1 protein-coding gene is annotated in these 205 nt (G+C 41.5%); it reads left to right on the top strand.

Translation table 11 applies throughout. From position 1 onward, the window contains the following. Nucleotides 1-205 (top strand): hypothetical protein (locus tag H5092_RS20915; RefSeq protein WP_182734887.1); only part of this gene is annotated, 205 nt, incomplete at both ends.

Below are 205 nucleotides of genomic sequence, written 5' to 3'. Positions count from 1 at the left end.
CATTCAAGCGGGTTGCTTCGTATGGTAAACGCCAGTGACTATGTATTAGTGCATGGTGATTTTGTAATAGATACATCACGTGGCTCAACCTCTGGTAGCTATTTCACGGCCGGTGTATTGGAAGTGAAAGGTAGCTTTACGCAATTATCAACATTTGATGCTGAATCTGATCGTTATAACTTCAGAACCAGTGGAACACATAAAG

The sequence above is a fragment of the Pseudoalteromonas sp. SR41-7 genome (assembly GCF_014163935.1).
GTDB classification, from domain to species: Bacteria; Pseudomonadota; Gammaproteobacteria; order Enterobacterales; family Alteromonadaceae; genus Pseudoalteromonas; species Pseudoalteromonas distincta.
Note: the sequence above shows the minus strand (reverse complement) of the source record. Positions and strands in the feature narration are given on the sequence as shown.